At 72.2% G+C, this 23,467-nt stretch carries 21 protein-coding genes and 1 pseudogene; 6 read left to right on the top strand and 16 right to left on the bottom strand.

From position 1 onward, the window contains the following. Window positions 1-314 precede the first annotated feature (314 nt). The 8 genes from ABZ261_RS09180 to xylB form a co-directional block, all read right to left on the bottom strand. Window positions 315-920, bottom strand: coding sequence for a lytic polysaccharide monooxygenase (locus tag ABZ261_RS09180; RefSeq protein WP_356856930.1), 606 nt, complete (start codon window positions 918-920; stop codon window positions 315-317). A 724-nt stretch (window positions 921-1,644) separates the two neighbouring features. Then, window positions 1,645-3,168, bottom strand: a complete 1,524-nt coding sequence (locus tag ABZ261_RS09175; protein WP_356856928.1) for an aldehyde dehydrogenase family protein — start codon at window positions 3,166-3,168, stop codon at window positions 1,645-1,647. 55 nt (window positions 3,169-3,223) lie between these two features. After that, window positions 3,224-4,528 (bottom strand): GAF domain-containing protein, encoded by a 1,305-nt coding sequence (locus ABZ261_RS09170; protein WP_356856926.1) that lies wholly within the window; start codon window positions 4,526-4,528, stop codon window positions 3,224-3,226. A 178-nt stretch (window positions 4,529-4,706) separates the two neighbouring features. Next, complete coding sequence (locus tag ABZ261_RS09165; protein WP_356857240.1) at window positions 4,707-5,306, bottom strand: N-acetylmuramoyl-L-alanine amidase; 600 nt, start codon at window positions 5,304-5,306, stop codon at window positions 4,707-4,709. A 47-nt stretch (window positions 5,307-5,353) separates the two neighbouring features. Beyond that, window positions 5,354-6,367 carry an acetamidase/formamidase family protein gene (locus ABZ261_RS09160; RefSeq protein ID WP_356856924.1) on the bottom strand — a complete coding sequence of 338 codons (1,014 nt, stop codon included), beginning with the start codon at window positions 6,365-6,367 and terminating at the stop codon, window positions 5,354-5,356. A gap of 133 nt (window positions 6,368-6,500) precedes the next feature. Continuing rightward, window positions 6,501-7,985: an APC family permease gene (locus ABZ261_RS09155; protein ID WP_356856922.1), complete on the bottom strand. Its 1,485-nt coding sequence runs from the start codon at window positions 7,983-7,985 to the stop codon at window positions 6,501-6,503. A 343-nt stretch (window positions 7,986-8,328) separates the two neighbouring features. Then, window positions 8,329-9,537 (bottom strand): ROK family transcriptional regulator, encoded by a 1,209-nt coding sequence (locus ABZ261_RS09150; RefSeq protein WP_356856920.1) that lies wholly within the window; start codon window positions 9,535-9,537, stop codon window positions 8,329-8,331. A 51-nt stretch (window positions 9,538-9,588) separates the two neighbouring features. After that, entirely contained in the window at window positions 9,589-11,034 is a 1,446-nt protein-coding gene (xylB, locus tag ABZ261_RS09145) for a xylulokinase (RefSeq protein ID WP_356856918.1), read from the bottom strand. A gap of 174 nt (window positions 11,035-11,208) precedes the next feature. Here xylB and xylA point away from each other — a divergent pair, with 174 nt between their 5' ends. Both xylA and ABZ261_RS09135 read left to right on the top strand, forming a co-directional pair. Beyond that, window positions 11,209-12,375, top strand: a complete 1,167-nt coding sequence (xylA, locus tag ABZ261_RS09140; protein ID WP_356856916.1) for a xylose isomerase — start codon at window positions 11,209-11,211, stop codon at window positions 12,373-12,375. Window positions 12,376-12,625: 250 nt separating this feature from the next. Continuing rightward, window positions 12,626-12,808 (top strand): annotated as a pseudogene (locus ABZ261_RS09135) (hypothetical protein). Window positions 12,809-12,932: 124 nt separating this feature from the next. Here ABZ261_RS09135 and ABZ261_RS09130 read toward each other — a convergent pair. Together ABZ261_RS09130 and ABZ261_RS09125 are read right to left on the bottom strand one after the other, a co-directional pair. Beyond that, window positions 12,933-13,790: a hypothetical protein gene (locus ABZ261_RS09130; protein ID WP_356856914.1), complete on the bottom strand. Its 858-nt coding sequence runs from the start codon at window positions 13,788-13,790 to the stop codon at window positions 12,933-12,935. Between the two features lie 112 nt (window positions 13,791-13,902). Continuing rightward, the gene (locus ABZ261_RS09125) at window positions 13,903-14,187 is read right to left on the bottom strand and encodes a hypothetical protein (protein ID WP_356857238.1); all 285 of its coding nucleotides are present in this window, start codon (window positions 14,185-14,187) and stop codon (window positions 13,903-13,905) included. A 104-nt stretch (window positions 14,188-14,291) separates the two neighbouring features. Between ABZ261_RS09125 and ABZ261_RS09120 the strand changes: the two genes are divergently transcribed. Beyond that, window positions 14,292-15,200 (top strand): oxygenase MpaB family protein, encoded by a 909-nt coding sequence (locus ABZ261_RS09120; protein WP_356856912.1) that lies wholly within the window; start codon window positions 14,292-14,294, stop codon window positions 15,198-15,200. A gap of 306 nt (window positions 15,201-15,506) precedes the next feature. On the opposite strand, the gene ABZ261_RS09115 is transcribed toward ABZ261_RS09120, so the two are convergent. Together ABZ261_RS09115 and ABZ261_RS09110 are read right to left on the bottom strand one after the other, a co-directional pair. Next, window positions 15,507-16,106, bottom strand: a complete 600-nt coding sequence (locus ABZ261_RS09115; RefSeq protein WP_356856910.1) for a class I SAM-dependent methyltransferase — start codon at window positions 16,104-16,106, stop codon at window positions 15,507-15,509. A 63-nt stretch (window positions 16,107-16,169) separates the two neighbouring features. Further along, window positions 16,170-16,598, bottom strand: coding sequence for a PPOX class F420-dependent oxidoreductase (locus tag ABZ261_RS09110; protein ID WP_356856908.1), 429 nt, complete (start codon window positions 16,596-16,598; stop codon window positions 16,170-16,172). 92 nt (window positions 16,599-16,690) lie between these two features. Between ABZ261_RS09110 and ABZ261_RS09105 the strand changes: the two genes are divergently transcribed. Then, a complete protein-coding gene (locus ABZ261_RS09105) occupies window positions 16,691-17,104 on the top strand; it encodes a roadblock/LC7 domain-containing protein (RefSeq protein ID WP_356856906.1) in 414 nt (137 codons plus the stop codon). Window positions 17,105-17,229: 125 nt separating this feature from the next. Continuing rightward, the gene (locus ABZ261_RS09100; protein ID WP_356856904.1) at window positions 17,230-18,240 is read left to right on the top strand and encodes a DUF6397 family protein; all 1,011 of its coding nucleotides are present in this window, start codon (window positions 17,230-17,232) and stop codon (window positions 18,238-18,240) included. Here the strand turns inward: ABZ261_RS09100 and ABZ261_RS09095 are convergent. Both ABZ261_RS09095 and ABZ261_RS09090 read right to left on the bottom strand, forming a co-directional pair. Beyond that, window positions 18,227-19,093 (bottom strand): acyl-CoA thioesterase II, encoded by an 867-nt coding sequence (locus ABZ261_RS09095; protein WP_356856902.1) that lies wholly within the window; start codon window positions 19,091-19,093, stop codon window positions 18,227-18,229. The genes ABZ261_RS09100 and ABZ261_RS09095 overlap by 14 nt on opposite strands. A 19-nt stretch (window positions 19,094-19,112) precedes the next feature. Next, a complete protein-coding gene (locus ABZ261_RS09090) occupies window positions 19,113-21,626 on the bottom strand; it encodes a DUF3516 domain-containing protein (RefSeq protein ID WP_356856900.1) in 2,514 nt (837 codons plus the stop codon). Window positions 21,627-21,771: 145 nt separating this feature from the next. On the opposite strand from ABZ261_RS09090, the gene ABZ261_RS09085 reads away from it, so the two are divergent. After that, on the top strand, window positions 21,772-22,566 hold the full coding sequence (locus ABZ261_RS09085; protein ID WP_356856898.1) for a metal-dependent hydrolase: 795 nt from the start codon (window positions 21,772-21,774) through the stop codon (window positions 22,564-22,566). Between the two features lie 14 nt (window positions 22,567-22,580). Here the strand turns inward: ABZ261_RS09085 and ABZ261_RS09080 are convergent, their stop codons facing one another. Next, complete coding sequence (locus ABZ261_RS09080; protein WP_356856896.1) at window positions 22,581-22,844, bottom strand: type B 50S ribosomal protein L31; 264 nt, start codon at window positions 22,842-22,844, stop codon at window positions 22,581-22,583. A 42-nt stretch (window positions 22,845-22,886) separates the two neighbouring features. Beyond that, window positions 22,887-23,357, bottom strand: a complete 471-nt coding sequence (locus ABZ261_RS09075) for a DUF5709 domain-containing protein (protein WP_356856894.1) — start codon at window positions 23,355-23,357, stop codon at window positions 22,887-22,889. Window positions 23,358-23,467: the final 110 nt, after the last annotated feature.

Raw genomic sequence — 23,467 nt, 5'->3', positions numbered from 1 at the left:
CTGCGTGAATTCCATGCCCTCAGTGAGCTGTCGCACCGGCGAGGGCAGGCCAGGCGTGTGCGCGGTGAACTTCCCCGGAGGCGGGTGGGCGAGCGCGGATTCCTCCGGGTCGGCGCCTCATCGGGAGCAGGGTCGCGTCTCGACTCACGGCCGGCCGCACCCGGGAAGAGGGCACCTGCCGGGCGTCAGCCTGGTCAGGTGCCCCGTCGGGGCAGGGTGACCACATGGGTCCCCTGCCCCGACGGAGCCCGGTCGGCCGAGCCGCGGGTCACCGGCGCCTGGCAGAGGCCGGTGCCGCGTGCGGCGCCCCCGGCTCAGCCGAAGTTCACGTCGCTGCACCACATGTAGGCCTGGTCAAGGTGCGAGGCCTGCCAGATCACGAACAGGATGTGGTGTCCGGTGTAGCCGGAGGTCTGAACGGGGAACGTGATGTCCTGCGCCGGGGCGTAGCGGCCGGTCTGCGTGATGAAGTCGAGGTTGCCCCAGCCCAGGGTCTGGGTCTTGGGGTCGAAGCCCTGCTTGCTCACGTAGACCTTGAAGTAGTCGGCACCGTGGGACGCCTGGTCGTACAGGTGGACCGAGAAGTTGTTGCCGACGGTGGTGGTCTTCCACGGCCCGGGCTTGTCCAGGCTGGCGTTCCTCGAGAGGTTGTTGCTGCAGAGCGTCCCGTCGGGTGTCCGCGCCTGGAACTGGCCACCGAGGCCGTCGCGGAGCGCGCTCATCCAGTTCCACATGGTGTCGGGGTTGGCCTGGAAGGCCTGCCAACACATGGGGTCTTCCGTCTGCATGGCCGGGTTCGTGTGGTTGCTGCCCCACGTCTTCCAGCACCGGTACGCGCGGGAGGCGGGGTCGACGACGGTGCCGTGGGCCTGGGCAGGGGCCGCCCAGGTCAGTGCGCCGACAACCACGGCGAACAGCATGACGAGCGTCTGGAGAGGCCGGCGGAGGGGCGACCTTGAACGCCCGGTCGATGGACTCTGTGTGCGCATGTGGGGGGAACTCCTTCCAGTCGCAAGGCTGTCATGGGAGCGCTCCCAACGGTACGTCTGCTGAGTCAAATGTCAATGAATCCAACGGAGTTGGGTTACAGGAGTGGGTGGCAAGCAGGGGGACCTGCCGTGAGCCGGCGGCCAGGACCGTCCCGGTACCGGAAGGCGAGGACGCGGCCTGGTGATGTGCCTCTGCCGCGTGCTGGTGGGCCGGCACGATGGTGGAGTCCGCCGACACGGCCCAGGCGAGGCCCTCGTCCGCGTCGGCCTGGGCCCCCAGGGCGGTGAAGACCCGCTCCCAGGTGCCGTCGACGGCCCACAGCCGCAGCCGGTTGCGGACGCCCCGCCAGTTGGCGTGCCCCTCCGGCAGGTGCGCCCGCTGCGTGCCGGTCCTTGAACGCGCAGGCGATCGCGTCGATCACCTCACGATGGTCCCGCCAAGGGCCACCCCGCTTCGGCGTCCGGTCCGGGAGCGACGCCTCGATCCGCGCCCACTGCGCATCAGTCGACGGCACACCCGGACCGACAACCGACTGATCCGAACGAGAATGCCTGGCACTCCAGTTGCAATCCGCTGTCTCCGCTGGTCAGAGGCACTTTCTGCATTCCTGGCCACCTGCGGACAGCCCGCTTCGTGAAAGCGCGAGGCTAGAGGCTAGAAGAAGCCGAGCTTCTTCGGCGAGTACGACACCAGGAGGTTCTTCGTCTGCTGGTAGTGCTCCAGCATCATCTTGTGCGTCTCGCGGCCGATCCCGGACTGCTTGTAGCCGCCGAACGCCGCGTGCGCGGGGTAGGCGTGGTAGCAGTTGGTCCACACCCGGCCCGCCTGAATGGCGCGCCCGGCCCGGTAGGCGGTGTTGGCATCCCGGGTCCACACACCCGCGCCCAGCCCGTACAGCGTGTCGTTCGCCACGGAAATCGCGTCGTCGAAGCCGTCGAAGGAGGTCACCGACACGACCGGGCCGAAGATCTCCTCCTGGAAGATCCGCATGCGGTTGTCGCCCTCGAAGATGGTCGGCTGGACGTAGTACCCGCCCTTCAGTTCGCCCTCGTGCTCGATGCGCTCACCGCCGGTGAGGACCTTGGCCCCCTCCTGGCGGCCGATGTCCAGGTAGGAGAGGATCTTCTCCAACTGGTCGTTGGATGCCTGGGCGCCGATCATCGTCTCGGTGTCGAGCGGGTGACCGGTCCTGATCAGCCGGGTGCGCTCGACCGCCGCCTCCAGGAACTCGGCGTAGTGGCCGCGCTGGACCAGCGCCCGGGACGGGCAGGTGCACACCTCCCCCTGGTTCAGCGCGAACATCGTGAAGCCCTCGAGCGCCTTGTCCCGGAAGTCGTCGTCGTGCGCCCACACGTCGTCGAAGAAGATGTTCGGCGATTTACCGCCGAGTTCGAGGGTGACCGGCTTGATGTTCTCGGAGGCGTACTGCATGATCAGCCGCCCCGTCGTCGTCTCCCCGGTGAACGCGATCTTCACGACCCTCGGGCTCGACGCCAGCGGCTTGCCCGCCTCCACGCCGAAGCCGTTGACGATGTTCAGCACGCCCGGCGGGAGGAGGTCCGCGACCAGACTCAGCCAGTAGTGGATGGAGGCCGGGGTCTGCTCGGCCGGCTTGAGGACCACTGCGTTCCCCGCGGCCAGCGCCGGCGCCAGCTTCCAGGCCGCCATCAGGATCGGGAAGTTCCACGGGATGATCTGCGCGACGACCCCGAGCGGCTCATGGAAGTGGTACGCCACCGTGTCGTCGTCGATCTCGCCCAAGGACCCCTCCTGTGCCCGGATCGCCCCCGCGAAGTAGCGGAAGTGGTCGATCGCGAGCGGGATGTCGGCGGCCAGCGTCTCCCGCACCGGCTTGCCGTTCTCCCAGCTCTCGGCCACCGCCAGGGGCTCCAGGCAGGCCTCCATGCGGTCGGCGATCTTCAGCAGGACGTCGGAGCGCTCCGCCGCCGGCGTACGGCCCCAGCCGGGTGCCGCGTCGTGCGCCGCGTCCAGCGCCCGCTCGACGTCCTCCGCGGTACCGCGCGCGATCTCGGTGAACGGCTGCCCGTTGACCGGAGACGGATTCTCGAAGTACTGCCCGCGGACCGGCGGCACGTAGGCGCCGCCGATGAAGTGGTCGTAGCGTGCCTGGTAGGAGACGATCGCGCCTTCCGTGCCCGGCGCCGCGTAACGAGTCATGCTGTGTGCCTCCCGGTGCAGCGCTGCCCGCCGCTGGGCAGCTCTCGTCGCGAGGCTAGGCAGGCGGACGTTGCAAGTACGTTGCGCCGCGCGCCCACCTCCCCGCCCGGCCGGCCGGCGCCGTCAGCTCGGCCTCCAGCGCGGCCAGCCGTGCGCGGACCGGGGCCGTGGGACGCACCGCGGCGAGCGCCCGCCACACCTCGACGTCCTCCTCCCCCCACGGCGCGTGGGCCCAGTCCGCCAGCAGGTCAGGATCGCGCTGCGCGATCAGCGCCGTACGCAGTCCACCGGCGAGCCGCTCCCGCAGCCGGACGATCGCCGGGGCCTGCGAACCGGGCAGCAGCGGGCCGGTGTACGCCTCCGCCGCCACGGTGAGCGCACCGGCCTCCAGCCGCCGCTCGACCGCGGTGACGTCCGACTCCACCGCGGTCGTCAGCCGGTACGGCCGCGAGGCCAGCAGACCGGGCCCCAGCAGCCTCCTCAGCCGTGCCAGTTCGGCCCGCAGCGTCACCGGGGTCACCGACCCGTCCTCGTACAGCGCGCACAGCAGCTCGTCACCGCTCAGCCCCTCGGGATGCCGGGACAACAGCACGAGGATCTCGCTGTGACGGCGGCTGAGCCTGATGCGCCGGGCGTCCAGGACGAGTTCGGCCTCGTCCCGGCCGAGTGCGCTCAGCAGCGGTGCCTCGCCGGGAGACGGCGTGCCGAGCAGCGCGAGCTGTGCCTCCGCCGCCCGGGCCACCGCCTGCACGAAGCCGAGGCTGTGCGGATGGGCGAGCCCGTCCCCTCCGGTGATGTCGACGGCGCCCAGGACCCGTCCGGTACGGGGATCGTGCACCGGGGCGGCCGCGCACGTCCAGGGCTGCACCCGCCGTATGAAGTGCTCCGCGGCGAACACCTGCACCGGACGGTCCACGGCGACGGCCGTCCCCGGCGCATTGGTGCCGACCGCGCACTCCGACCAGCGCGCCCCCGGCACGAAGTTCATCCGGTCCGCCCGGCGCCGCGTCGCCGGATGCCCCTCCACCCACAGCAGTCTGCCGTGCGCGTCGCACACCGCGAGCAGGTGCTCGCCGTCGGACGCGAAGGTGCCCATCAGCTCACGGAACAGGGGCATCACCCGGGCCAGCGGATGGTCGGCGCGGTAGGCGCCGAGGTCGTCGTCGGCCAGCTCCACGCTGGCCGTTCCGTCCGGGCCGACCCCGGCCCGTGCGCTGCGCCGCCACGATTCCGCCACCACGGACCGCACCGGGCGCGGCACCGTGCCCGCCGTGGTGAACATCTCGTGCGCCCTGCGCAGCACCCGGACGCGTTCGGCAGGGTCGGCCCCCGGCTGCAGGGCCACCCACGGATCGGTCAACTCGGCCTCCCGGACGGAAACGGCATGGACAAGGGCGGGGATCGCTCCGGACGGCGGCACGGCGGCACGGCGGTGACGCGTCGGGCGCGGCGGTACGTCGGCCGGTCCCATCGTCGCCCCGGGCGGACGCGCGGACAACGGGTGTGACGACGGGTGTGACGACGGGCGACGAGTCCGGCTAGGCGAAGTTGACCATTCTGATGTACCGCACCCAGTCCCAGTAGGGGCCCGGGTCGCTGTGATCGGTGCCGGGCACCTGGTAGTGGCCGATGATGTGCTCTCTGTCGCGGGGGATGCCGTACTTGGCGCAGATGGCCGCCGTGAGTCTCGCCGACTGCTCGTAGAGCGCATGGGTGAGGTAGGCGGGCTGGTCCACCCAGCCCTCGTGCTCGATGCCGATGCTGCGCGTGTTGTACCCCCAGTTGCCCGCGTGCCAGGCCACGTCGGCTTCGTGCACGCACTGTGCGACGTGCCCGTCCAGCGAACGGATCACGTAGTGCGCGGAGACCTGCCTCTGCGGATCGGCGAAGATCGCAAGCGTGTCGTCGTACGTCTCCTGTGTGATGTGGATGATCACACGGTCGATGGTGTAGGCGTGCGGGCGGTCGGACGGTGTGTAGTTGGAGGTGCTCGCGGGCTGCCATTCGGCGGGCGGGTAGTCGGCGGTCGCGACCTGTGCGCCTGCGGAGGGGGCGGGGAGCAGCGCGCAGGGGACGGCGGCGAGTGCCGCGCCCTTCAGCAGCCGTCGCCGGCTGAGCCGTGGCTGGGCTCGGTCCATGTCCATCGGGGGATGCCTTTCGGGAGTCCGGGGGGTGGGGGGAGACGTCAGGGGCGCAGGGCCCGCGCGGTCTCCCTGAGCCGTGCGTGCAGGCCGCGGTACGTCTCCCGCGCCGGCAGCCACTCCTTGCGGAGCTTGGCCACGCACGTGTAGTTCGTGTCGCACACGTTCGCCAACGGCGACTCGACCGCCTGGGTCGTGAATTGGTACGCGTCCAGCTCGCTGAAGCCGTAGTCGCGCACCAGCCACTGCACCAGGTCGAGCTGGGATATCCGGAACGCGTCCTCCAGCGGGCGGGCCGAGCCGGTCGAGACGATGTGCGTGTCGGACTCCAGCCGGGGCCACGGTGTGGCGACGTCCTTGAGGAGGTCCACGACCACCACCGTGTTCATCGCGCATTCCACGGCCACGCCACAGGTCTCGCCCTCGCCCTGCCGGGCGTGTCCGTCGCCGAGGCTCAGCAGAGCGCCCTCGACGTTGACCCCCAGGTAGCAGGTGACCCCGGCCCGCATCTCCGGCGTGTCCATGTTCCCGCCGTGGGCGTCCGGGACCAGTGCGGAACGCACCTCCAGGTTCGCCGGGGCCACACCCACCGTGCCGTGCATGGGGTCCAGGGGCAGCTCCAGCTCGAGGTCGCTGTCGTGGGCCCGGAACAGGGCGGTGCGCCGTGCACGGTCCAGCTGCCAGATCCACACCCGTTCCGCCAGCGGAGGCTGCAGCGTGGCGGTGGTGTGCGTGGAGGTGAGCGCGCCGAACAGGGGGACGGTGGTCGACGCCGCCCAGTCGCGGGCCGGTTCGACCGAGACGAAGTGCACGGCCACGGTGTCGCCGGGCTCCGCCCCCTCGACGTAGAAGGGGCCGGTCTGCGGATTGAGGAAGGGAAACGTGCACACTTCGGACACGAGGTCCTTCTCCGAGCGGACCCGCCCGGCGAAGCAGTCCTCCGTGAACAGGTCCAGCACCGTGCCGGGCGCGATCCGCGCGAGGGGCGCCGCTCCGCCGAACGTCCAGGCGTACTGGTCCGGTTCCGGTCGTACCGTGAAGATCCGGGGATCGGTCATCGTGGGATGGCTCCCTTCAGGAGGGGCGGTCGTGGGGTACGGGCCCGGCGGCCGGTGCCGCGCCGCTCGTCATCCGGGCGGTTTCGGGGGCCTGGGCCGGCTCGGCGCTGAGGTCCACAGGAGGGCGGGGCCGTCAGCGGGGGACGGCGCCGTCCGTGTGCGGGGAAGCCGGGTCGTGCTCGTCGAGGTGAACCCGCGCGGTCTCGGCTATCCGGTCCGGGTGACGCCGTATCAGGACCAGCAGCACGATCACGCCCAGCGCCATCCACACGCCGACGACCGGACCGGCGTAGGACACCGGAGCCGTCAGTTCGGTCACGAACGAGAACACCGGCAGGCCGGCGGCCGTCAGCAGCGCCGGGACGAACGCGGCGATCCCCAGCACGGGGAACATCAGGTGCCGTAGCGGCTTGAGGGAAGCTCGGCCGGCTCGCAGGAAATGCCCGGCGCAGGAGAGGTTCACGATCATGTAGACGCCGACGACGACCGTGACGATCACCGTGGCGAGGAGCACGAACGCGGTCACGGGACCGTAGCCGAGACCGAGCCCCAGCACCGCCCCGACCGCCACGGCGGTCTGCACGGCGACGCCCGCCACGGGGGACCGGTACCGGGGATGGAGGGTGGCGAGGAAACGGGGAAGGACGCGAACGCGGGCCAGGGCGAAGGCGGTGCGGGTCGACACGTTCGCGCATGCGTTGGCGTTAGCGATCGCGGAGTTGACCACCGCGAGGAACACCAGCACCCAGAAGAGGCCGAACGAGGCCCGCGCGATCCCCTCCCAGGACGCCTCGCCCGAGGCACCGAACCGGGCGAAGCGGTCGGGACCGAAGTAGACCGTCATCGCATAGGTCGTCAGCACGTAGAACAGACCGATGCCCAGGGCCGCTCCGAGGACCGCGCGGTGCATCGTGCGCCGGGGGTCCCGGGTCTCCTCCGCGAGCGGCGCCGCCGCCTCGAACCCGGCGAACGCCAGCACCGTGTACACGGACCCGGCGAACACGCCGGCGGCCCCGGAGTACCCGTCGGCGGTGTGGGACGTACCGAACACCGACAGGGTGTTGGCGCTGCCCGCCTTCCCGATGAGCAGGAGTGCGAAGACCAGGAAGACGAGGATCTCGAACACGCCGAGCGCGGTGCCGAACCGGGCCGACGCCCGGACGCCGAGACAGCCGGCGACGGCGATCACCGCGGCTCCTGCCAGCGGCCACGGCCACCACAGGTCCGCCGGATACCGGGACCACTCCGCGTGGAGCGTGCCCGCCGCCGTGAAGCCCAGCTGCAACAGCAGCAGCGGCGGCACCAGCATCTCCACGAAGACGTACGCCCAGCCGACCAGGAAACCCACGGCCGGATGCAGGCCGCGCGCCGCATACGTCGCCACCGAGCCGGCCGACGGCAGCTCCCGCGCCAGTTCGGCCACGCACGAGGCGGTGAACAGGCACGCCACCAGAGCGATCAGCACCGCCAGCGGCAGACTGCCGCCCGAGAAGGCGGCCCCGGACGGGATCGACGCGGCCACCGCGGCGGCCGGTGCCATGGCCGTGATGCTCTGGAACAGGACCTCGCGCAGCCCGATGGCGTCGCGCCGCAGCGCCTCGGTCGTCTCCCCGCGCATGCGTCCCCCGATCCTGTCGGTCCGCCGTCGCCCGCTGCCAGTGGTGTCTTCTCCTCATCGCGGATCGCGCCAGCTGCCGGCCGGAAGTGACGGGCCGTCGGCTGCGCCGCGCGTGAAATTCAAGGTACGGCGCGGACCGGCTCGGCAGAAGAGTGCGCCACGGTTCCGTGGACAACCCCTGGCATGTGGACAACTCGATCACCCGATCGGATGGCGTCGGTTCGTTCACACCGCCGGCGGCGTCCGCCCGTCACGGCGGGACACACCCTCGGGCGTGCGGCAGCCAGTCCGCCGCCGGCCTCCGGACATCATCATCATCATCCCCGTAAGGCGGTGGCCGGCGTCAGGAACGTTCCCCCACCGTCGCCGGGTCGTCCAGCACCGCCCGGATGACCGAGTGCGCGGCGCCCAGCAGCGGGCCCTCCGGGCCGAGCCGGGACACCGTCACCGGGCAGCCGGGCCCCGCGGTCCTGCCCCTCAGCTCCTTCTCCAGCGACGGCAGCAGCCAGGGCGAGAGCCCGGCCAGGGCCCCGCCCAGGACCACGGTCTCGGGGTCGAGCAGGTTCACCGCCCCGGTCAGGGCTATGCCGAGCGCTGCACCGGCGTCGCGCAGGGCGGCCCGTACCGCAGCGTCCCCCTGATCGGCGCGCACCGCGAGCAGACCCACCAGATCCTCGCCCGGTTCCAGCCCGGCGGCCCGCAGCACCGCCTCCTCGCCCGCGTACTGCTCCAGGCATCCCCGGCCGCCGCACGGGCAGGGGGGACCGTCCGGCCGCACGGGAACATGCCCCAGCTCGCCCGCGAACCCCCGGGTCCCGCGCAGCAGCCTGCCGTCCACGACGACCGCGGCCCCGATGCCGATCTCCGCCGACACGTGGAGGAAGTCAGCGGGGGCGCCGGGGCCGAGCCACAGTTCGGCCAGGGCGCCGAAGTTGGCCTCGTTGTCCACGGTGACCGGCCATCCGCCGGGCAGCAAGGGGCCGAGGTCGGTGTCGTGCCAGCCGAGGTTCGGGGCCCGGACGACCGTCCGGCCGTCCCTCGCCACCAGTCCGGGCACGGCGACCGCGAGTCCGGCGGGCCAGAGTCCCGCCCGCTCGGCCTCCGCCACGACCCCGTGGACGAGTGCCGTCAACTCCTCGACGACCGGCTCGGGTGCCCGGCCACGGTTCGCGCCGTGCCGGACGGCCCGCACGCGGACCTCGCCGCGCAGGTCGACCGCGCACACCGCAAGGTGGTCGACGCCGATCTCCGCTCCGATGCCGGCCGGTCCCCGGCCGCTCACCGCGAGCGCCGAACCGGGCCGTCCCACCCGGCCCGGCCGCTCGGGACCCAGCTCCTCCACCAGCCCCCAGCGGATCAGGTCGTCCACCAGGGTCGACACCGCGGCCCGGGTCAGACCGATCCGTGAGGCCACCGCCGCCCGCGACAGCGAACCCTCGGCGCTGACGGCGTGCAGCACCCGGGCGAGATTGCGCCGGCGTATGCCCTGCTGGGTGTCCGGCAGCGCGCGCCCCGCACCCGGCGGGCGGGCCTCGTGCAGCGGTGCGGTCATGCCTCCGTCAATCCTCGGTGTCTGCCGTCCGGCCCGTCACCGGCGGCCGGGTCACTGCGTCCGCGTCCCCCGCTGCAGCAGCGGGGCCGCGTCGGAGAGTACCCCGGTGATCCGTTCCAGCGTCGCCCCGTCCCGCTCCACGGCCTCCAGGACCGGACCGGAGGCCGTGTTCCAGCGCCGGGCCACCGCGGCCGGATCCTCGCCCGTCAGCAGCCCCGCCGCCTGCGCCGCCGCGCCCAGGGCGACCAGTTCCCCCGCCTCCGGCACCTGCACGGGCCGCCCCGACAGACGACGCACGGTCTGCTGCCACGCCGTCCCCCGCGCCCCGCCGCCGATCAGCAGCAGCGGAGCGCTGCGGTCCGCGTCCTCGTCGAGGACCAGGTCGAGGGCCCCGAGCAGCGCGTGCACCGCGCCGTCGTAGGCGGCCTGCAGCAGTTGACCGGCGGTCGTGTCATGACGCAACCCGTGCAACACGCCGGAGGCGTGCGGCAGGTCCGGGGTGCGCTCGCCGTCCAGGTACGGCAGCAGCGTCACCGAGCCGCCGGGCTCCACGGCCTCGCGGTCACGGCCCAGCAGGGCCGCGATCCGGTCCACGGCGAGTGTGCAGTTGAGGGTGCACGCCAGCGGCAGCCAGTCGCCGCGTGCGTCGGCGAAACCCGCCACCGTGCCGCTCGGGTCGGCCGGCCGGTGCCGGGAGACGGCGTAGACCGTGCCGGACGTGCCGAGGCTCAGGACCGGGGTGCCGGGCCGCAGGCCGAGCCCCAGTGCCGCCGCCGCGTTGTCCCCGGTGCCGGGCGCCACCAGCGTGCCCTTGGAGAACGGCAGATCATGGTGTTCGCGGACGGTGCCGACCACTTCACCCGGTCGTGCCACGCGCGGCAGCAGTACGGGGTCCAGTCCGACGTGGCCGAGGATCTCCTCGTCGTACGCCTCCGACCGGGACGCCCACCAGCCGGTGCCCGAGGCGTCGCCGCGGTCGGTCGTGCCCTGCGCGGTCAGGCGCTCGGTCAGGTAGTCGTGGGGGAGCCGTACCGCGCGGGTGGCGCGGACGGCCTCCGGCTCGTGCTCGGCCAGCCACGCCCACTTGGCGACCGTGAAGGACGCCCCGGGCACGCTGCCGGTGCGCTCCGCCCAGGCCTTCGGCCCGCCCAGTTCCTCCACCAGACGGCGGGCCTGCGGCGCGGAGCGGACGTCGTTCCACAGCAGCGCCGGACGCACCGGCTCGCCGTCCGCGTCAAGGGTGACCAGGCCGTGCTGCTGGCCGCCGATCGACACCGCTGCCGCCTCGTGCGCCGCGTCGCCGCACCGGTGCAGCGCCGCGCACAGGGCCTCCCACCACTGGCGCGGATCGCTCTCCCGGCCCGCCCCGGAGGTCACGGTGTGCGGCGCCTGGCCGCTCGCCACCACCTGACCGGTGGCCGCGTCGACGACCAGTGCCTTCGTGGACTGCGTGGACGTGTCCACGCCGACGACGAGCGGACCCTCGGCTGCTGACATCGGGTTCTCCCTCTCCCGCGGGGCGGCGGGATGTGCGGTTGACCTGGGGAGCGCCGGTGGGCTGTCGAAGACACCCGGCGGTCCACGCCATCTTGTCTCTTCCCAGAGGTGCGTCCGCATACTAATTTGTAAACGGCCATGACGAAATAGTCGAGCGCAGCGAGGAGCCGTGGCATGAGCTACCAGCCCACCCCCGAGGACCGGTTCACCTTCGGCCTGTGGACCGTCGGCTGGCAGGGGAGGGACCCCTTCGGCGACGCCACCCGCCGTGCCCTCGACCCGGTCGAGACGGTGCAGCGGCTGGCCGAGCTCGGGGCGTACGGGGTGACCTTCCACGACGACGACCTGATCCCCTTCGGCTCCTCGGACACCGAGCGCGAGTCGCACGTCAAGCGGTTCCGGCAGGTCCTGGACGCGACCGGCATGACGGTCCCCATGGCGACCACGAACCTCTTCACCCACCCCGTCTTCAAGGACGGCGCCTTCACCGCCAACGACCGTGACGTGCGCCGCTACGCCCTGCGCAAGACGATCCGCAACATCGATCTGGCGGCCGAGCTGGGCGCGCGGACGTACGTCGCCTGGGGCGGCCGCGAGGGCGCCGAGTCCGGCGGCGCGAAGGACGTACGCACCGCCTTGGACCGCATGAAGGAGGCCTTCGACCTCCTCGGCGAGTACGTCACCTCGCAGGGGTACGACATCCGCTTCGCCATCGAGCCCAAGCCGAACGAGCCCCGCGGCGACATCCTGCTGCCCACCGTCGGCCACGCACTGGCCTTCATCGAGCGCCTGGAGCGGCCCGAACTGTACGGCGTCAACCCCGAGGTCGGTCACGAGCAGATGGCCGGCCTGAACTTCCCGCACGGCATCGCGCAGGCCCTGTGGGCGGGCAAGCTCTTCCACATCGACCTCAACGGCCAGTCCGGCATCAAGTACGACCAGGACCTGCGGTTCGGCGCGGGTGACCTGCGAGCCGCCTTCTGGCTCGTCGACCTCCTGGAGAGCGCCGGCTACGAGGGGCCGCGCCACTTCGACTTCAAGCCGCCGCGGACCGAGGACCTCGACGGCGTGTGGGCGTCGGCAGCGGGCTGCATGCGCAACTACCTCATCCTGAAGGAGCGCTCGGCCGCCTTCCGTGCCGACCCGGAGGTGCAGGAGGCGCTGCGCGCGTCGCGGCTGGACCAGCTGGCCCTGCCGACGGCGCCCGACGGCCTGCAGGCCCTGCTCGCGGACCGGGCATCCTTCGAGGACTTCGACGTGGAGGCGGCCGCCGCACGCGGCATGGCCTTCGAACGGCTCGACCAGCTGGCCATGGACCACCTGCTGGGGGCGCGGAGCTGAGCGGTCCGCGTACCGGGCCCCGCCGGGCCCGGTACGCGTGCGGGACCGACCGTGCGGGCGCGGGTCCGCACGGGGAGGGCGCATCCCGGATGGGCGGCCGGGGTCGGCGATCGCGTCACGCAGGCCGCCGGGCCCAGCCCACTAGGGGACGCGCTTCAGGGAAGTATCAGGGTGACGTGCCGGAACCGCGCGGAGCAGCGAGCCGTTCTCACCTCAGACGGCGGCAGTGGCCGCGAAGGAGGCGACGCTCATGTCCGGACACGCGAAGATCGCCGCAGGCGGCGTGGCGGTCGGGCTCATCCTGTTGATATGGCTGCCCTGATGGGTGGCGTTCCTGGTCGTGGTGGGCGTCCCGGTGGCCGCGTATCTGGCGCTGGACCCCTCGCAGCGGCGCAGGCTGCGCCGGACCGCCCGCAGGGAGATCGGACGCTGAGGCGCCGCGGCGCCGCACAGGACGATGCGCGAGGGCGCCTGGCCGGGACGGCAGGGCCGCGGGAGCCGTGCCTCCCTGCCAGGACGGCCCCGGGTTGCGCGGGTGCCCCTCCGGCCGTCCCGGCTCACGCAGGCCGTACGGCCAGCTTGTCGAGCGCCTCCAGCAGTCCCGGCAGCTCGGGTCCCCGGCCCACCGGCACGACCGCGCCCGGTTCCTCGTCCAGCAGGACGAACGCGATGTCGTCCGTGCGGGCCACGATCGACCACCCGGGCCCGTCCGCGCGCAGCATACGGGCCTCACCCGGGGCGAAGGACGAGCGCACCCGGCCGAGCGGCGGCGGGGCGTCGACGTAGCTCCGCGCCTGTGCGAGCACCCGGCGTACCCCCGCGTGACCCCCCGCCGCGGCCCCGTTCCCGCCTTCCCGGCGTTCCTCGACCGCCGGCGAGGCGACAGCCCCCGCCGCTTTGCCCGGTGCCGCGAAGGAGGTGTCGTCGATCTGCTCACGCCAGGCCGACCACCGCAGAGCGATCTCGTCGGCGCCCAGCCGGCGCTGGGCCGGCCCCCAGACAGTGGTGTCCGGTGGACTCAGCGGTGGCCGGCCCGCCGTCTCGTGAGGCGGGTCGTGCGGTGCGGGCACACCGGGGGCCGCCACGGCGACGGCCAGCGGCCACCCCGGCAGGGCGGTGACGACCGTGCGCTCGTCCGGCGACAGCTCGCACTCCATGCCGCAGTCCCAGGACGCGATCGCCACGGCGACCAGCGAGACGTCATCGATGACGACCGTCCAGCGAGCGCCCTCGCCGTCCTGGCCCAGCACCAGGCCGTATCCGTCGGCGCGCGGCGCCAGGCCCAGTGCCGCGCACGCCTCCGGGTAGTCGTCGCCCAGCACACCGGGGAACTGCGCCGGCGTGAGCAGCACCGCGGTCAGCACGTACAGCGCGTCGTCCGCGGCGGCGACGGCCTCATCGTCCGTCCCGGCCATCCCTGCCTCCCCAGTGGTCCGTCCGTCGGCGCGCACCCTAGTGCGGCGGGAAGCCGCTTGTCACGACCCGGGACACCCCTGGGAGCTGCCGCTCGCCCCGTGGGTGGTCCGCTCAGGCGGCGGGCAGTCCGAGGAGGGCGCGGGCCACCGCGTCGGGCGACTGGGCGCGCTCGCGGGCCAGCGTCACGACCGCCCGGCAGGCCAGCTCGCTCACGCCGAACGACAGGGCCTCCGGTGACACCCAGGCCGCCTCCTCGATCCGGTCCTGGTCGTCCACCGCGCGGGCCGCGACATAGACGGCCGCCGCTTCGAACAAGTTGTGCGCACGTCGCTCCCGGGCCCCCGCCGGCCGTGCGGGCGCGGCGGTGCGGAGCTTGGCGGCGCATCTGCGGATCATGTCGAACACGTGGACCACCCTCTCCCCGGACGGGGTCAGTGTCGATCGCCCATCTGCTGCTTCTCAACGTAGAGTTGGGAATCCGGCGGCATAAGGGGGACGACGTGGTAAAGCGGTTCGAGCGGCTCGAGCGGATCCGCCGGCTGGACCCGGTGGCGGACGCGCACGAGATCTACCGGATCAGTGTGGCACTGGAGTTCCCCTGGGACTACGCACGCGCCCTCGAGCTGGCCCTCTACCGCACCTACGCGGTGCCGAGCATCGGGCGGCTGCTCGCACGGACAGGGGAGTTCACCGAGCGCACGCAGAAGCGGTACGACGACACCGTGCTTCTCCTGGACACGATCGTGGAGCACGGCTTCGCCGCCGAGCAGGGGCGGACCGCGATCCGCCGCATCAACCAGATGCACCGCAGCTACGACATCAGCGACGACGACATGCGGTATGTGCTGAGCACCTTCGTCGTGATGCCCCGGCGCTGGATCGACGCCTACGGCTGGCGGCGGCTGTCCGGGCACGAGATCGCCGCCACCGTCGAGTACTACCGCACCCTCGGCCGGCACATGGGCATCCCCGGCATTCCCCGGACGTACGAGGAGTTCGAAACCCTTCTCGACAGCTACGAAGAAGCGAACTTCGGCTGGGACGAGGCGTCCCGAGAGGTCTCCGACGCGACCCTCGACCTGGTGGCGTCCTGGTATCCCCGCCCGCTGGCGCCGTTGGTGCGCACGGCGACGCTCGCCCTGCTGGACGAGTCGCTGCTGCGCGCGTTCCGCTACCCGCGACCGGGCGCGGCCACCTCCGCCCTGGTGCGCCGGGCCGTGCGGACGCGCGGCCGGCTGGTCAGGTTGCTGCCGCCGCGCCGCACACCGCACTTCGCGCGCCAGAACTGGGAGGTCAAGGGCTATCCGCACGGCTACCGCGCGGCCGACCTCGGCACCCACCCGGTGCCCGGACTGCGCGGCTGCCCCGTGCGGCACCGGGAGACCTCCGCCACCGACCCCGTCGAGTGACGTGTGGGTGTCGCGCGGCAGGCCGGGTCCGGCCCGGCTCGTGGCCCGCATGACTGGGGAAACCCTGCGGTGACCCGTCGTCAGTTCCTCGGCGTACGGATGCCGTTCCCGTCGCAGGAGAAGCAGCCGGTCGCAGCTCGCAGCTCGCAGCTCGCAGCTCGCGGCTCGCGTGAGTCGGCCGCCGTGCCGTCGCCCGCCGGGACCCGAGGTCCTGCAAGGTCAGGACAGCGGCGGCGGACCGCCGGGCCGGAAGAGCTGGAAGCCGCCTCGGCGGCAGCCGCGGCCGCGACCGGCCCGTCCGCGCCGTCAGTCCTCGCGGACCGCACGCGCGAGGAAACGCGCGTCCTCGTCGACGTACGAGGTCATACGCCAACCCGCACGGGACAGGAGCGGGCCGAGGTTGCTCTCGGCCCGCACGTCGTCGGCGGTGATGCGGCGACCCTGACGCGCCGCCAGCGCGGCGCGGCCGATCGGGTGGAACAGCGCGAGCGTGCCGCCCGGCCGCACCACGCGGGCCAGTTCCCGCAGGTCGGCCACCGGACGGGGCAGGTGGGCGAGCAGACCGGCCGCGAACACGGCGTCCAGGCAGCCCGAACGCAGCGGCAACGCGGCGACGTCCGCGCGTAGCAGCACCCCGTCACGGCCCCTGCCCGCCTGTACGGCGGCTTCGAGCATGGCCGGAGTCAGGTCGGCTCCCAGCACCACGCCGGACGGGCCCACGGCGGCCCGCAGCGGCGGCAGGGCGCGCCCCGTGCCGCACCCGGCGTCCAGCACACGGTCCCCCTCCCGCAGCCCGAGGGCGGCCACGGCGGCCGCGTAGGCGGGCCCGTCGTCGGGGAAGCGGCTGTCCCAGTCGGCCGCCCGGGCGGTGAAGAACTCCTGGACATGAGCGCGGTCGTCGTTCATGCTGCGCATGATTCCCCACCGTCCCGAGGGCTGTCTGCGGACCCGGCCGGCCGAGCCCGCCGTTCAGGCGGCGAGATCCCGCACCGCCACCACCTTCTCGATGCCGACGCGCACCAGGAGTTCCCCCGGTACGCCGTTGCGGGCGCCGTACTCCTCGGCGCGCTCCTCGCCCATGTAGCGTGCGGCGATCCGGGTCGCCCAGTGACGCACCTCGGCCAAATCCTCCGACAGCCGGGCACGGCCGTTCAGCACCACGAAGTGGAAGGGCGGACGGTCGTCGTCCACGCACAGGGCGACCCGGCCGTCCCGGGCCAGGTTGCGTCCCTTGACCGTGTCCTTCCCGGTGTTGAAGACCAGATCGTCCCCGTCCAGCAGGAACCAGACCGGTGCCACATGCGGGCTCCCGTCGGCGCGGACGGTGGACAGCTTGCCGGTGCGGGTGCCGTCCGAGACGAACGCCCGCCACTCCTCATCGGTCATCTTCTCCGCCATGGCTCCCATCCTGCTTGCCCGCACGCCGGTCGTGGGGAAGGCTGGCGGAGAGTTCCTCCAGCCAGGGGGAGTCGTCACACGGGGAGACGGACATGGCGCAGAACCAGGGACTGGGCTGGCTCCTGGACGATCTGACCGAGCGGGTGGACCATGTGCGCCACGCACTGGTCCTGTCGAACGACGGGCTGGTCACCGGAGCGAGCACGGGCCTCCGCCGCGAGGACGCCGAGCATCTCGCCGCAGTGGCCTCCGGGTTGCACAGCCTCGCCAAGGGGTCGGGGCGCCACTTCGGCGCGGGCAGGGTGCGCCAGACGATGATCGAGTACGACGACGCCGTGCTGTTCGTGACCGCGGCCGGCACCGGCAGCTGCCTGTGCGTGCTCAGCGGCGCGGAGGCCGACATCGGTCAGATCGCCTACGAGATGACCCTGATCGTCAACCGGGTCGGCGAACACCTCGGCGTCGACGTCAGGCAGCCCGAACGAACCCGGATAGCGGACACCTGACCTGCGGATCCGCCGGCCCGGCGGAGTTATCCACAGGCTCACCACGACCGGCGGTGATCCGGCTACGGTGTGTGCACGGCCTACGCACAGGGCGTGAGCCGCTCACTCCACGGGGGAGTACGACCATGTCGCCGAACACTTCCGGCACGGCCCGGTCCAGCACCTGCGCCCCGGGCCGTGCCGCCCTTGAACTGGGTCTCCAGCGCGCCGAGTTCGACCTCGCCCTGCATCTCGGCCGCATCCGCGCCGTGCCCGGTGAGGGCGGAGGAGGCAGGCGGGTGGAGCGCGCGGAGATCGAGCGCCTTCAGGCGCAGGACGGCTTCCCCGAAGCGCTTCGCGAGCGAGTGAGGGTCGTGGGCACCGCGGAGGGCGCCGCCCTCATGCGCATCCCGGCCGGCCGGTTCACCCGGCTCGCCCGCCTGGGTCTGCTCGTCCCCGTGCGCTTCTACCTCAACCGCTACCGAGCGGTGGTCTGGCTCTACCTGGCGGAGGAGCTGCGGGACTTCGCCGCGAGCGCGCGCAACACCCATCTGCTCCAGGGGCGCGCGCCCGAGAGTCTGCGCGCCCGGTCGGCGGCCGGAGTGGACCTGCGGGCCCGCAACTGGCGCGGACGCCAGCTGGGTTTCCTGCTGCGGCAGGCCGAGAGCCCATGGGCCCGTGCCGGAGCCGTGGCCGCCTTCCTCCGGCCCGCCGAGGTCGCCGACGTCGTCAGGAACCCGTACGAACGCGCGCGGCTCGACCGGTTCCGGCCCGCGCCCCCTGGCCGTGGTGGTCCCAAATCACCTTCTGCGGACCTCGCCGAGCGGATCACGACGGCCCAGGACGCGGACGAGATCCGCTGGCTGCGCAGCGCCCTGGCGCACGCGGCGGAGGAGGCCCGCGCCGTCTCACCGGCCCTCCGCCCGGCGCAGCGCCGCCGCCCTGCGGCGCTGCGGACGGCGGCCCGGCCGATCCCGCCGATGGCGCGCACGGTGACCCGGAAGACCGGACCCGTGCCGCGGGAGCACGCGACCGGACAGGACGGCCCGCCGCAGCCGTCCCCCGGTCCGCGGGCCTGGCTGCGGTGGAGAAGTCCACGCCCCACGCGGGCCGGACAGCACCTGGCGCGGGCACTGTCAGGCTCTACAGGGGCCTGAACAGGCCTTCCTGGACGACCGAGACGAGCAGCCGGCCCTGCAGGTCGTAGATGCGCCCGCGGGCCAGCCCGCGGCCGCCGGTGGCGATCGGCGACTCCTGGTCGTACAGGAACCACTCGTCCGCGCGGAACGGCCGGTGGAACCACATGGCGTGGTCCAGCGAGGCCATGTCGAAGTTCCGCGGCCCCCACAGGGGCTCGACCGGGATGCGCACCGCGTCCAGAAGCGTCATGTCGCTCGCGTAGGTCAGCGCGCACGTGTGGATCAGCGGATCGTCGCCGAGCGGGCCGACCGCACGCATCCACACGGCGCTGCGCGGCTCGGCCTCCTGGATCTCCTCGGCGTTCCACCGCAGACGGTCGACGTACCGGATGTCGAACGGCTGGCGGCGCGCCATCCGCTCCAGGCGCTCCGGCAGCTCGCCGAGATGCTTGCGGATCTCCTCGGTGACGGTCGGCAGCGACTCGGGGTCCGGCACCGTCCGGGCCGGCGGCAGCTGATGCTCGAACGGTCCTTGCTCAGGCTTGTGAAAGGAGGCGGTCAGATTGAAGATCGTGCGGCCCTGCTGCACCGCCGTCACCCGGCGCGTGGTGAACGAGCGCCCGTCGCGGACCCGCTCCACCTGGTACACGATCGGCACGCCCGGCCGGCCCGGGCGCAGGAAGTACGCGTGCAGCGAGTGCACCGGGCGCTCGTCGTCGGTGGTGCGGCCGGCGGCGACCAGGGCCTGGCCCGCCACCTGGCCGCCGAAGACCCGCTGCAACGATTCCTGCGGACTGCGGCCGCGGAAGATGTTGACCTCGATCTGCTCCAGGTCGAGCAGGTCGACCAGTCTCTCGGCGGGGTTCGTCATCGGTGGGATTCTCCTGTGCTCACAGCTGGCCTACATCGGTGACGCGGACGACCGCACGGCCTTCGGCGTCCGAGGCCGCGAGGTCGATCTCCGCGCTGATGCCCCAGTCGTGGTCGCCGTTGGGGTCGTCGAAGATCTGGCGGACGCGCCACAGGCCGTTCTCCGGCTCCTCCTTGATGACCAGCAGCTTGGGGCCACGGGCGTCGGGGCCGGTCCCGAGGTCGTCGTACTCGTCCCAGTACTTGTCCATCGCCTCGCCCCAGGCGTCGGCGTCCCAGCCGGACCCGGCGTCCATCTCGCCGAGTTCGTCGATCTGGTCGAGCGCGGCCAGCTCCACCCGACGGAACATGGCGTTGCGGACGAGGACCCGGAAGGCGCGCGCGTTGGTGGTGACCGGCTTGACCTCGTCGGCCTTCTCCTGGGCCTCCTCGGCGGTCATCTCCTCCGGATTGGCGAGCTGCTCCCACTCGTCCAGCAGACTGGAGTCCACCTGGCGCACCGTCTCGCCCAGCCACTCGATCAGGTCCTGCAGGTCCTCGGACTTCAGGTCGTCCGGAATGGTGTGGTCCAGGGCCTTGTAGGCGCTCGCGAGGTAGCGCAGCACGATGCCCTCGGTGCGCGCCAGCTCGTAGAAGGAGACCAGTTCCGTGAAGGACAGCGCCCGCTCGTACATGTCCCGCACGACCGACTTCGGCGACAGCGGATGGTCGCCGACCCACGGGTGGCTCTTGCGGTAGGTGTTGTACGCGTGGAAGAGCAGCTCCTCCAGCGGCTTCGGGTACGTGATTTCCTGGAGGCGCTCCATGCGCTCCTCGTACTCGACGCCGTCCGCCTTCATCGCGGCCACGGCCTCTCCGCGCGCCTTGTTCTGCTGGGCGACGAGGATCTGCCGGGGGTCGTCCAGAGTGGACTCGACGACGGAGACCATGTCGAGGGCGTAGGAGGGCGATTCGGGGTCGAGGAGCTCGAACGCGGCGAGCGCGAACGTGGACAGCGGCTGGTTGAGCGCGAAGTCCTGCTGCAGGTCGACCGTGAGCCGGACGATGCGGCCCTCGGCGTCCGGCTTGTCGAGCTTCTCCACGATCCCGCCGTCCAGCAGCGAGCGGTAGATCGCGATCGCCCGCCGGATGTGCCGAAGCTGCTGCCTGCGGGGCTCGTGGTTGTCCTCCAGAAGGTGGCGCATCGCCTGGAACGCGTTGCCCGGGCGGGCGATCACCGACAGCAGCATCGTGTGGGTAACCCGGAAGCGCGAGGTCAGCGGCTCCGGTTCGGACTCGATCAGCTTCTGGAAGGTGTTCTCCGTCCAGCCGACGAAGCCCTCCGGGGCCTTCTTGCGGACCACCTTGCGCCGCTTCTTCGGGTCGTCACCGGCCTTGGCCAGCGCCTTCTCGTTCTCGATGACGTGCTCGGGTGCCTGGGCCACGACGAGTCCCGCCGTGTCGAACCCGGCCCGGCCGGCCCGCCCCGCGATCTGGTGGAACTCGCGGGCCCGCAGCGTGCGTACACGGCTTCCGTCGTACTTGGTCAGCGCCGTGAACAGTACCGTGCGGATGGGCACGTTGACGCCCACGCCGAGCGTGTCCGTGCCGCAGATGACCTTGAGCAGACCGGCCTGGGCGAGTTTTTCCACCAGGCGCCGGTATTTGGGCAGCATGCCGGCGTGGTGCACGCCGATGCCGTGGCGGACGTAGCGGGAGAGGTTGCGGCCGAACTTGGTGGTGAAGCGGAAGTTGCCGATCAGCTCGGCGATCTGGTCCTTCTCCTCACGCGAGCACATGTTGATGCTCATCAGCGCCTGTGCCCGCTCCACGGCCTGCGCCTGCGTGAAGTGCACGATGTACACCGGCGCCTGCTTGTTCTCCAGCAGATCGGTGAGCGTCTCGGTGAGCGGGGTGTACTTGTACTCGTAGGAGAGGGGAACCGGGCGGGTGGCCGAGCGGACCACCGCCGTGGGGCGGCCGGTGCGGCGGGTGAGGTCCTTCTCGAAGAAGGACACATCACCCAGAGTCGCCGACATCAGGATGAACTGCGCCTGAGGAAGCTCCAGCAGCGGAATCTGCCAGGCCCAGCCGCGGTCGCCCTCGGCGTAGAAGTGGAACTCGTCCATGACGACCTGGCCGACGTCGGCGTGCTTGCCGTCGCGCAGCGCGATGGAAGCGAGGACCTCGGCGGTGCAGCAGATCACGGGGGCGTCGGCGTTCACGGAGGCGTCGCCCGTGAGCATGCCGACGTTCTCGGTGCCGAAGAGCTTGCACAGCTCGAAGAACTTCTCCGACACCAGCGCCTTGATGGGCGCCGTGTAGAAGGTGACCTCGTCCCGGGCCAGCGCCGCGAAGTGCGCGCCCGCGGCGATCATGCTCTTGCCGGAGCCGGTGGGCGTCGAGACGATCACGTTCGCCCCGGAGACCACCTCGATCAGCGCCTCCTCCTGGTGGGAATAGAGGGTGAGGCCGCGCTCCTGCGCCCACGACTCGAAGGCTTCGTACAGGGCATCGGGGTCGGCGGTCGGCGGCAGCTGATCGATGAGGGTCACGCCCTTATCTTGCCTGGCCTCGGGCCCGAGCGGGGAATCGGCTGCGGGTGCGAAGATCACGACAGCTACGCTGTGTCGCCGACGCGGCGTCCGTGCACCAGGTCAACCGGACAGCCGCATACGAGGAATGGGGCGGGAAGCGGCGATGATGGGACCAGCACACTCACTGTCGGGGGCCGCGGCCTGGCTGGGCGTCGGAGCGGCCGCCGCCGCGGCCGGTCACCCGATGCCCTGGCCGGTCCTCCTGTCCGGCGCCCTGATCTGCGCCGGCGCCGCGCTCGCCCCGGACCTCGACCACAAGGCGGCCACCATCTCCCGGTCCTTCGGACCGGTCTCCCGCTGGATCTGCGAGATCGTGGACAAGCTGTCGTACGCCGTCTACAAGGCCACGAGGATGCAGGGGGACCCGCGCCGCTCCGGCGGCCACCGCACGCTGACGCACACCTGGGTGTGGGCGGCACTGATCGGCGCGGGCTGCTCCGCGGCGGCGATCACAGGAGGCCGCTGGGCGGTGCTGACGATCCTTTTCGTGCACATGGTGCTGGCCATCGAGGGCCTGCTGTGGCGGGCGGCACGCGGCTCCAGCAGCGATGTCCTGGTGTGGCTGCTGGCGGCCACCAGCGCCTGGATCATCGCGGGGGTGCTGGACAAGCCGGGCAACGGCTCCGACTGGCTGTTCACCGCGCCCGGGCAGGAGTACCTGTGGCTGGGGCTGCCGATCGTGCTGGGCGCGCTGGTGCACGACATCGGGGACGCGCTGACCGTGTCGGGCTGCCCGATCCTGTGGCCGATACCGGTGGGCCGCAAGCGCTGGTACCCGGTCGGGCCGCCGAAGGCGATGAGGTTCCGGGCCGGCAGCTGGGTCGAGGTCAAGGTGCTGATGCCGGTGTTCATGCTGCTCGGGGGAGTGGGCTGCGCCGCGGCCCTCAACGTGATCTGACGGCTGCCCCGCCGTCAGCCCGCATCGCCCGTGTCGGTCCCGCCGTACCGGCGCTCGAAGCGCGCGACGCGGCCTTCGGCGTCCACCGTGCGGGCCCTGCCCGTGTAGAAGGGGTGGCTCTCCGAGGAGATCTCCACGTCGATCACGGGATAGGTGCGGCCGTCGTCCCACTCGATGGTCTGCTCGCTGCGTGCGGTGGACCGGGTCAGGAACGCGTACCCGGCGGCTCGGTCGCGGAAGACCACGGGGTGGTAGTCGGGGTGCTTGTCCTGCTGCATGGCGCCTCCTGGTGCGGGGCGTTCGGGCCGGGGACGGACGGGTCAGCCGGGCAGGGAGTCCTCGTCGACGATGTGCACCGCGGCCTCCTCGGCGGAGGCCGCGGCCCCGTCGATCCCGACGTCGGTGGCGACGAGGGCGGCCTCGTCGTCCTCGTGCGCTCCCTCGTCCGGGGCCACCAGCCGGCCGGAGCGCAGACGGCCGACCTCGTTGTCGAGCAGTTCACCGTCGGTGCCGTCGCAGTCGCCGATGCCGTCGCCCTCGGGTGCGGCGAGGTCCGGCAGTTCCTCGGCGAGCCGCTGGTCGAGGGTTTCCCCCGCCCGGCGCTCGGCCGCCGTGACACCGGTGTGATCCACCGCCCACGGCCGCTCGGGAGGGGACCAGCCGCGGTCGAGCGGTTCGGCGACGCCGTCGAAGTCCAGTGTGTCCTCGACGTCGAGCACTCCGGTGTCCTCCGGTATCTCCGAAGGATCGGGCTGGTAGACGTCGTCCCCCCAACCGTCGGCGCTGGTCACGGGTACCTCCAGGTGGTGAGGACGGCCGGGCGCCGCTCCAGCGGGCGGCGGGCCGCCGGCACGCACGGGGCGGGGGACACCCGCGGTGGACCGAGTGGCTGCCGGGCGCT

The organism is Streptomyces sp. NPDC006193 (genome assembly GCF_040613915.1).
GTDB lineage: Bacteria > Actinomycetota > Actinomycetes > Streptomycetales > Streptomycetaceae > Streptomyces.
Note: the sequence above shows the minus strand (reverse complement) of the source record. Positions and strands in the feature narration are given on the sequence as shown.

Bases quoted from the DNA above. Each gene is read 5' to 3' on its own strand.
- ABZ261_RS09130 (WP_356856914.1), bottom strand. From the start codon at position 13,790: ATGGCCGGGACGGACGATGAGGCCGTCGCCGCCGCGGACGACGCGCTG.
- ABZ261_RS09105 (WP_356856906.1), top strand. From the start codon at position 16,691: ATGGCGCAGAACCAGGGACTGGGCTGGCTCCTGGACGATCTGACCGAG.
- ABZ261_RS09150 (WP_356856920.1), bottom strand. From the start codon at position 9,537: ATGACCGCACCGCTGCACGAGGCCCGCCCGCCGGGTGCGGGGCGCGCG.
- ABZ261_RS09155 (WP_356856922.1), bottom strand. From the start codon at position 7,985: ATGCGCGGGGAGACGACCGAGGCGCTGCGGCGCGACGCCATCGGGCTG.
- ABZ261_RS09165 (WP_356857240.1), bottom strand. From the start codon at position 5,306: ATGGACCGAGCCCAGCCACGGCTCAGCCGGCGACGGCTGCTGAAGGGC.
- xylB (WP_356856918.1), bottom strand. From the start codon at position 11,034: ATGTCAGCAGCCGAGGGTCCGCTCGTCGTCGGCGTGGACACGTCCACG.
- ABZ261_RS09095 (WP_356856902.1), bottom strand. From the start codon at position 19,093: ATGACGAACCCCGCCGAGAGACTGGTCGACCTGCTCGACCTGGAGCAG.
- ABZ261_RS09080 (WP_356856896.1), bottom strand. From the start codon at position 22,844: ATGCAGCAGGACAAGCACCCCGACTACCACCCCGTGGTCTTCCGCGAC.
- ABZ261_RS09115 (WP_356856910.1), bottom strand. From the start codon at position 16,106: ATGAACGACGACCGCGCTCATGTCCAGGAGTTCTTCACCGCCCGGGCG.
- ABZ261_RS09180 (WP_356856930.1), bottom strand. From the start codon at position 920: ATGCTGTTCGCCGTGGTTGTCGGCGCACTGACCTGGGCGGCCCCTGCC.
- ABZ261_RS09110 (WP_356856908.1), bottom strand. From the start codon at position 16,598: ATGGCGGAGAAGATGACCGATGAGGAGTGGCGGGCGTTCGTCTCGGAC.
- xylA (WP_356856916.1), top strand. From the start codon at position 11,209: ATGAGCTACCAGCCCACCCCCGAGGACCGGTTCACCTTCGGCCTGTGG.
- ABZ261_RS09125 (WP_356857238.1), bottom strand. From the start codon at position 14,187: ATGATCCGCAGATGCGCCGCCAAGCTCCGCACCGCCGCGCCCGCACGG.
- ABZ261_RS09175 (WP_356856928.1), bottom strand. From the start codon at position 3,168: ATGACTCGTTACGCGGCGCCGGGCACGGAAGGCGCGATCGTCTCCTAC.
- ABZ261_RS09160 (WP_356856924.1), bottom strand. From the start codon at position 6,367: ATGACCGATCCCCGGATCTTCACGGTACGACCGGAACCGGACCAGTAC.
- ABZ261_RS09085 (WP_356856898.1), top strand. From the start codon at position 21,772: ATGATGGGACCAGCACACTCACTGTCGGGGGCCGCGGCCTGGCTGGGC.
- ABZ261_RS09100 (WP_356856904.1), top strand. From the start codon at position 17,230: ATGTCGCCGAACACTTCCGGCACGGCCCGGTCCAGCACCTGCGCCCCG.